Origin of the sequence: Ensifer sp. Root127, from assembly GCF_001425225.1 — a bacterium.
GTDB lineage: Bacteria > Pseudomonadota > Alphaproteobacteria > Rhizobiales > Rhizobiaceae > Ensifer > Ensifer canadensis.
In genome coordinates, this window is record NZ_LMDX01000030.1 from 37,193 (window position 1) to 43,968 (window position 6,776).

Annotated in this window: 8 protein-coding genes; 1 reads left to right on the forward strand and 7 read right to left on the reverse strand. The window is 62.4% G+C overall.

Annotated elements, in window-relative coordinates:
• Positions 1-43: 43 nt before the first annotated feature.
• The 7 genes from ASD03_RS27015 to ASD03_RS39375 all read right to left on the reverse strand — a co-directional run bounded on the left by ASD03_RS27015 (position 44) and on the right by ASD03_RS39375 (position 6,312).
• Entirely contained in the window at positions 44-817 is a 774-nt protein-coding gene (locus ASD03_RS27015) for an enoyl-CoA hydratase-related protein (protein WP_057217573.1), read from the reverse strand.
• The gene (locus tag ASD03_RS27020; protein ID WP_057217575.1) at positions 814-1,971 is read right to left on the reverse strand and encodes a CoA transferase; all 1,158 of its coding nucleotides are present in this window, start codon (positions 1,969-1,971) and stop codon (positions 814-816) included. The genes ASD03_RS27015 and ASD03_RS27020 overlap by 4 nt, the downstream gene beginning before the upstream one ends.
• Entirely contained in the window at positions 1,968-3,323 is a 1,356-nt protein-coding gene (locus ASD03_RS27025; RefSeq protein ID WP_057217577.1) for an FAD-dependent oxidoreductase, read from the reverse strand. Before ASD03_RS27025 ends, ASD03_RS27020 begins: the two co-directional genes overlap by 4 nt.
• A gap of 108 nt (positions 3,324-3,431) precedes the next feature.
• Complete coding sequence (locus ASD03_RS27030) at positions 3,432-4,205, reverse strand: ABC transporter permease (protein WP_244494241.1); 774 nt, start codon at positions 4,203-4,205, stop codon at positions 3,432-3,434.
• A 62-nt stretch (positions 4,206-4,267) separates the two neighbouring features.
• Positions 4,268-5,080 (reverse strand): ABC transporter ATP-binding protein, encoded by an 813-nt coding sequence (locus ASD03_RS27035; protein ID WP_057217582.1) that lies wholly within the window; start codon positions 5,078-5,080, stop codon positions 4,268-4,270.
• 4 nt (positions 5,081-5,084) lie between these two features.
• Complete coding sequence (locus tag ASD03_RS27040; RefSeq protein ID WP_057217596.1) at positions 5,085-6,119, reverse strand: ABC transporter substrate-binding protein; 1,035 nt, start codon at positions 6,117-6,119, stop codon at positions 5,085-5,087.
• Positions 6,120-6,168: 49 nt separating this feature from the next.
• Positions 6,169-6,312 (reverse strand): hypothetical protein, encoded by a 144-nt coding sequence (locus tag ASD03_RS39375; RefSeq protein ID WP_156408080.1) that lies wholly within the window; start codon positions 6,310-6,312, stop codon positions 6,169-6,171.
• Between the two features lie 12 nt (positions 6,313-6,324).
• Between ASD03_RS39375 and ASD03_RS27045 the strand changes: the two genes are divergently transcribed.
• Positions 6,325-6,776: aldehyde dehydrogenase family protein (locus ASD03_RS27045; protein ID WP_156408081.1), on the forward strand; the 452-nt coding region annotated here is incomplete at its 3' end.

Here is a 6,776-nt window from a genome sequence, read left to right on the forward strand (position 1 = left end):
CAATTGGAACCTTCCCTCCCCTGGGGCCCGCCTTATAGCACGCTCACCGTCCCCTCCAAACGGGCGCGCGCTTCTCCTGGAAGGCGGTGACACCTTCCAGGGCGTCCTCACTCTTGAGCGCCTTTACGAGCGCGGGCGTCCGCAAGCCCTGGGCCTCGGCCGGCGAAAGATGACCGGTCCGATTGACGGTCTGTTTGATCGCGCGGAGCGAAAGCGGCGCACAGGCGACGATTTCATCGGTCCAGCGCGCAACAGCCGCATCGAGCTCCTGCGGTTCGGCCACCTCGTTGACGATGCCGAAACCTTGCATCTCTACGGCAGAGAACTGACGACCGGTCAAAAGCACGCCCATTGCGAGATTGTGCGGGATCCGGCGCTGCAGCAGGACCATGCCGCCATCGAGCGGCAGGCGCCCGACACGAGCCTCCGGCAGACCGAAGGCCGACGTCGTCGAGGCGATGACGATATCGCAGCCGAGAACCATTTCAAACCCGCCGCCGAGCGCATAGCCGTTGACCCTGGCGATGACGGGAACATCCAGCGAGCGGCGAAAAGCCAGCCCTCCAAAACCGTTCGGTCGGCTTTCGGTCCAGTATTCGAGGCCCGTCGTTTCGGCCCCCTTCAGGTCGGCCCCGGCGCAGAATGCCCGTTCGCCGGCACCCGTCAGCACGACACAGCTTATGTCGTCGCGAGATTCGACCTCTTGCCAGATCGCCTCCAGTTCGCGTTCGGTCGCCGCGTCCACCGCATTCATTCGCTCCGGACGGCAGAGCGTGACGGTGGCAACGCGGCCCTCTACGACAAACTCGACGCTCATGCCGCATCTCCCTGACGCACAGCAATCGCCGAGAGGATCTCGTCGTTGTGCTCACCGAGCTTCGGCGGGGCGATGCGCACCGTCACAGTCGCCGCCGACATGTCGATCGGCGAACCGATCAGCCGGACCGGACCGGCTTTGGTTTCGCCGGCATCCAGGATCATGCCATTGATCGTCGTCTGCTCGTCGTTAAGGGCTTCGGGAAGCGAGCGCACCGGCGCGCAGAGGATGTCCACCTGCTCCAGGCGGGCAAGCCAATGCGCGCTGCTGTTCCTCGCAAACGTCTCGCGAAACACCTGCTGCAATTGCGGGCGGCGCTTCATCTGCTCATCGAAGTCCGCAAATTGCGGCTGCAGGGACAGGTCCTCGATCTCCAGAGCGGTGCAGATATCCCGCAACGGATTTGGCTTGAACGCACCAACCATGACGATGGCGCCGTCCGTGGTTTCGAAAACGCCGGTCAGCGGGAAAGCGCCCCAGTTCAGGTCCTTCTCCCGCATCATATGCGTGGTGCCTTCCTGCATCTGCATGGCGAGCATGGAGCTGTAGAGGCTGACCGAGACCTGCTGGCCCTCACCGGTCTTGTCACGGTGCAGCAGCGCCAGCAGGATGGCTTGCACGAGGTGCATGCCGGCGGAATAATCGGCAAGCGGTGTCGCATAGATCGACAGCGGGTGGCTCGCATCCGACTTGCGCCGCATGACGCCCGAAAGCGCCTGCGCGAGAATATCCTGCCCGCCCTTGTGCCGATAGGGTCCCTCCAGGCCGAAGCCGGTGCCGACGGCATAGATGAGCCGCGGATTGGTCTTCTTGAGCTCCTCATAGCCAAAGCCCATGCGTTCCATGACATCCGGCCGAAAATTGTTGACGACCACGTCGGCCGTTTCGATCAGTGCGCGCACGGCGGCACGCGCCTCGTCCTGCTTGAGGTCGAGGGCCAGGCTCTTCTTATTGCGGTTGAGCGACGAGAAGACCGGATTGTTGAGGCCGTCCGGATCCGACCCCAGCGACCAGCGAGAGAGATCGCCGATCTTGGCCTTTTCGACCTTGATGACCTCTGCGCCATAGTCGGCCAGCATTTGCGTGCAGCAAGGACCAAGCATGACCTGGGTGAAATCGACGACGCGGATACCGTCGAGGGGAAGCGATGTCATTCTGCGGCCTCCAGATAGGTTGCATTTTCGGATGGAACGTCGCCTGGATCGGCGCCCTGGGCTCGGAGCTGCTTCTGGATCGCCCTGACATCGGCGTCTCGCACCTTCACGCCCGCGTTGAGAGCGACGGTTGCAGCAACACCTGCCGCCTCGCCCATCGCCATGCACGGCGGGATCTCGCGGCTCGACTTCTGCGCCTGGATCGTCGCGGAATAGTGCCTGCCTGCGACGATCAGCTGGTCGACTTCCTTGGGCAGCATCGCCCGGTAAGGCGTGTAGTAGTCACGACCGCGGCAGACCGTGTCAGAGAAGTGGCGGCGGGTCATCACATCGTCCTTGGTGACGACATACTCACCCTGAAGCAGGCGCGACTGGCGCACGCCCGTCTGCGGCGCAAAATCGAGGACATAGGCATTTTCGAAGCCCGGCAGGTTCGCCCGGGCGAAATCGAGCAGGCGGGCGATGCGGCTGCGGCCCTCAAGTTCGGCATAGGTCAGGTCTTCGACGCGCAGACCGGAAAGCTTCGGCATATGTGGGCAGTTCAGCCAGATGACGCCGGGCAGCGGCGTCTTCAGCCACCAGAACGACCAGCAACCGCCGATCAGGCGCTTGGCTTCGTGATCGAGCAGCTTGAACCGTTCCGGTTCCTCGGACTCGAAACGCTCGGCTGCCTCGGTGTCGATACCGCCCCAGCGGGAAACCGTCGTCAGGATGAAGTTGCCGTCGGTATGCTGGGCGCCGGCGTCGGCGGCAACATCGAGGTCGCCCGACGCATCGATGACCACATCGCCCATGATGGCCTCGCGCCCTGCCTTGGTTTGGCAGACTACGCCCTTGATCGTGTTGTTCTCGACGATCGCCGACGAAAACCAGCTGTGTGTCCTGAGCTTCACGCCGGATTCGCGCAGGATGTCGTAGGCGACGCGCTTGAAGGCGTCCGGATCGAATGCGGCCGCGTAGCAGATCGGATGCGGCGCAGACGGCGTGTGGAAATCGAACAACCCCCAGCGCGCCCACCGACGCCACGCTTCCGGCGTATCGCGGAGATCGAGCTGGCGGTCGCCATCCGTCGGCGTGACGCAGAGGCCCAGCGTCTTCATCCGTTCGATCATCTCCATGCAGATGCCGCGCACGGTGATTTCGACGTTGTTGACCATGTCGTCGAGCACCAGGACCATACCGCCCGAGGCAAGGCCGCCCACATAGGGATAGCGCTCGAGCAGAGTGACGCTGGCTCCGGTGCGCGCCGCCGACACGGCCGCGGAGATGCCTGCCGGGCCGCCGCCGACGACGACCACGTCCGAGCGATCGACGATCTTGGCGTTACGCAAAGGCTCCCTGATTGTTTCCATTGTCGTTCCTCCATAGGGAAAGTGTCCGGCGAGATGTGAAAGAGTTCACAGCCAGTGACTTCGTTGGGTGGCCGGACCTGGATAGGTCCGGCTGCGGGTGTCTTGGGGTTAGTGGTCCGTCGTCGGCTTCCAGCGGACGATCTTCGATTCCGCGAACGAAACGGCGAAGAAGAGAACCACGGCGAGCGAGGCGGCGATCACGACGGTCGCATAGAGCAGCGGCGATCGGAAATTATAGGTCGCCTCGATGATCAGGGCGCCAAGGCCGTAGCTGGATCCGATCCATTCCGCGACGATAGCGCCCATGACGCTGCTGGTTGCCGCGATCTTCAGTGCGGCGAAAAGGAAAGGCAGCGAGCTGGGAAGGCGGACCTTCCAGAAAATCTCGGAGTTGCTGGCGGACAGGACGCGCATGAGATCGATCATTGCGGGGCTCGCCGACTTCAGTCCTTGGACCATGTTGACGAGCGTCGGGAAGAAGCAGATCAGGCCGGCGATGATGATCTTCGGCGCGATGCCGTTGCCCACGAGCAGCACCAGGATCGGCGCAAGCGCGATGATCGGGATCGACTTGATGATCACGGCGATCGGATAGAACGCCCGCTCGGCAAGCGGGCTGTAGACGAACCAGACCGCCAAGAGGACGGCAATGACGTTGCCGAACACGAAACCGAGAAACGCTTCCATGAGCGTCGGCCAGAAGTTCGTCCACAGGATGCCGCCATTTTCGCCGAAGGCCTTGATCACGTCGACCGGACCGGGCGCCATGAACGTTGGCACCGAGAAGCCCCAGACGACGAGTTGCCAAAGGAGGATGCAGCCGAGGATCGCGAGTGTTGCCGGCAGGTGTCTCAGGGTAGCGGCGGCGGCGGCATCTAGCATCCTGAACCTGTTGCCGTCCGTCAAAGCGCGGCCTTCCGCTTGCGAAGGAAGGGCATTTGCCATCAACATTCTCCCAAAAGTGTGCGCAGGTGGGCGGTAACCTGGATGAACTCGACCGTGTCACGCATCGCGAGGGATCGCGGATATGGCAGGTCGACCTTCCTGAACTCCTTGACGCGGCCGGGATGGGCCGCGAGCATCAGCACGTATTGACCGAGAAAGACGGCCTCCGGGATCGAATGCGTGACGAACAGAATGGTGGTCCCTGTTTCCTGCCAGAGGCGCAGCAATTCCTCGTTCAGTTTGTCGCGCGTGATCTCGTCGAGCGCGCCGAAGGGCTCATCCATCAACAGGATACGCGGGCGGGTTACGAGTGCGCGGGCAATTGCCACGCGTTGGCGCTGGCCACCGGACAATTCGTGCGGCAGCGCCTTTTCGCGCCCCTTCAATCCGACGAGAGCCAGCAAGGCCTCCGGGTCGGCGTAGGTCACTCCCGCCTCTCGTTTTCCCACCTGCAGCGGGAGGCGCACGTTGTCGATGACATTGCGCCACGGCAGCAACGTCGCCTCCTGGAAGACGAAGGCGAAATCGCGGCCCTCACGCGCCTTGCGCGGCGTCTTGTCGTGTACGGACACCGAGCCATCGCTGATGTGCACCAGGTCTGCGACCGTCCGCAGCAACGTCGACTTGCCGCAGCCCGAAGGGCCGAGCATGGTCACGAGCGAGCCGGCCGGTATCTCGACCGAAACGTCGGACAGGGCCGTGAAGCTGGAATCATCCGCACCGAAGCGAATGTGAAGGTTCTTCACCGATACCGCCGAGGCACCGGTGTTGTCGATCGGTGCCTGCTTGGGTCTGTTGAGCGTTTCCAACATCGCCTTATCCTACGCTCTTGCGGATGTCGGCCGTGGCATCGAGGATTGCCATCGTGTAGACGTCCTCCGCCTTCGGCACGGCCCCTTGGAACTGGCCGAGGTCCGCATAGGTCTTGATCTGCTCCTCCCAGTTCGTGCGGTCCATGCCACCCCAACCCACCGCGGCGGTGGCGTCGTTGAACACGAACTTCATCAACGGCCCGATGGCCTCAAGCTCGCTTGCCTTGTCAAGGTTCGGATAGGATTCGAGCAGGATATCGACGGCCTCTTCCTTGTTGTCGCGCGCATAACCCCACCCGCGCGCCGAGCCTGCGACGAATGCCGAAAGATGGTCGGCGTGATTTTCCAGCTGATCGTCGGTCGTGTAGTAGACATTGGCATAGAGCCGGATGCCGCCGTCCCAGAGGGTCAGGTCGACGCGGTCGTCCCCCAGAACCTTCAGGGCGTTGACGTTGGTAAGCCAGCCGCAGACCGCATCGGCCTGACCGGTCACCAGCTGGTTCATGTCCGACCCCATGTTGACGATCTTGACCTGATCTTCCGAGATCCCGTTCTTGGCGAGAAGCGCGCGCAGAAGGATGACCGACGTGGGGATGGCAGCGATCGTCTTGCCGATCATGTCCTCGGGCTTGGCAATGGGATTTGCCTTTCGAGAGAAATACGCGAAGGGATGCTTCTGGTAGCCGGCCGCGAATGCCTTGATCGGCGCGCCAGCCGACCGGGCCAGCATGACCGACGGACTGGAGGAGACCTGCCCGATCGTCGACTGACCAACGGCGACGCCGGCGACACCATCGACATTCGGTCCGCCGGGTACGATTTCGAGCTCGATTCCCTTTTCGGAATAGTAGCCCTTCTTGCGAGCGACGAGCTCTCCGAGAAGTCCGTTGGAGGGTAGCCAACCGAGCTGCATGCGGATTGTGGCAGTATCTGCCGCGTGGCCTGCCGAGACATTGATCAGACTGTGCGCGGCGGCAATCGCGCCCACAGCGGCCGCATTCGAAAGGAACCCTCGGCGGTTCATCATGAAATGAGACATATCGTTCCCCTTGCTTGTTATGGGAGCGATGATGATCGAATTTGCCATCTCATAAAGCATAATTTTTAGCGCTAAGCATTGCCAATACGGCAACACCCACCAGGTTTGCCGTTTCGGCAATGGCGGGGTCGAAAGATTGCTCTTTGTTGGAGCCCGCCGCCATTGGATAAGCAAACGCATCTCCAAGGTTCATCAGAGGATAGACATGACATACAGAAACCTGATCGATGGTGAATGGATCCACGGCAGCGATGCGGTCCGCAATATCAACCCGTCCGACACCAACGACGTGATCGGGGAATATGCCCGCGCCTCGGCCGAGGATGCGAAGGCGGCGATTGCCGCGGCCAAGGCCGCCTTTCCGGCCTGGTCACGCTCCGGCATCCTCGAGCGCCATGCAATCCTTCGAAAGACCGCCGACGAGATCCTGGCGCGCAAGGACGAGCTCGGACGGCTGTTGTCGCGCGAGGAGGGCAAGACGCTGGCAGAAGGCATCGGCGAGACCGTGCGTGCCGGCCAGATCTTCGACTTCTTCGCCGGTGAGGCGCTGCGGTTGGCCGGCGAAATCATCCCCTCGGTGCGCCCTGATATCGGCGTCGAGATCACCCGCGAGCCGGTCGGCGTCGTCGGCATCATCACGCCGTGGAATTTCCCGAT

Coding starts and splice junctions, on each gene's coding strand:
- ASD03_RS27015 (WP_057217573.1), bottom strand. CDS start 817: ATGAGCGTCGAGTTTGTCGTAGAGGGCCGCGTTGCCACCGTCACGCTC.
- ASD03_RS27020 (WP_057217575.1), bottom strand. CDS start 1,971: ATGACATCGCTTCCCCTCGACGGTATCCGCGTCGTCGATTTCACCCAG.
- ASD03_RS27025 (WP_057217577.1), bottom strand. CDS start 3,323: ATGGAAACAATCAGGGAGCCTTTGCGTAACGCCAAGATCGTCGATCGC.
- ASD03_RS27030 (WP_244494241.1), bottom strand. CDS start 4,205: ATGCTAGATGCCGCCGCCGCCGCTACCCTGAGACACCTGCCGGCAACA.
- ASD03_RS27035 (WP_057217582.1), bottom strand. CDS start 5,080: ATGTTGGAAACGCTCAACAGACCCAAGCAGGCACCGATCGACAACACC.
- ASD03_RS27040 (WP_057217596.1), bottom strand. CDS start 6,119: ATGTCTCATTTCATGATGAACCGCCGAGGGTTCCTTTCGAATGCGGCC.
- ASD03_RS39375 (WP_156408080.1), bottom strand. CDS start 6,312: ATGAACCTTGGAGATGCGTTTGCTTATCCAATGGCGGCGGGCTCCAAC.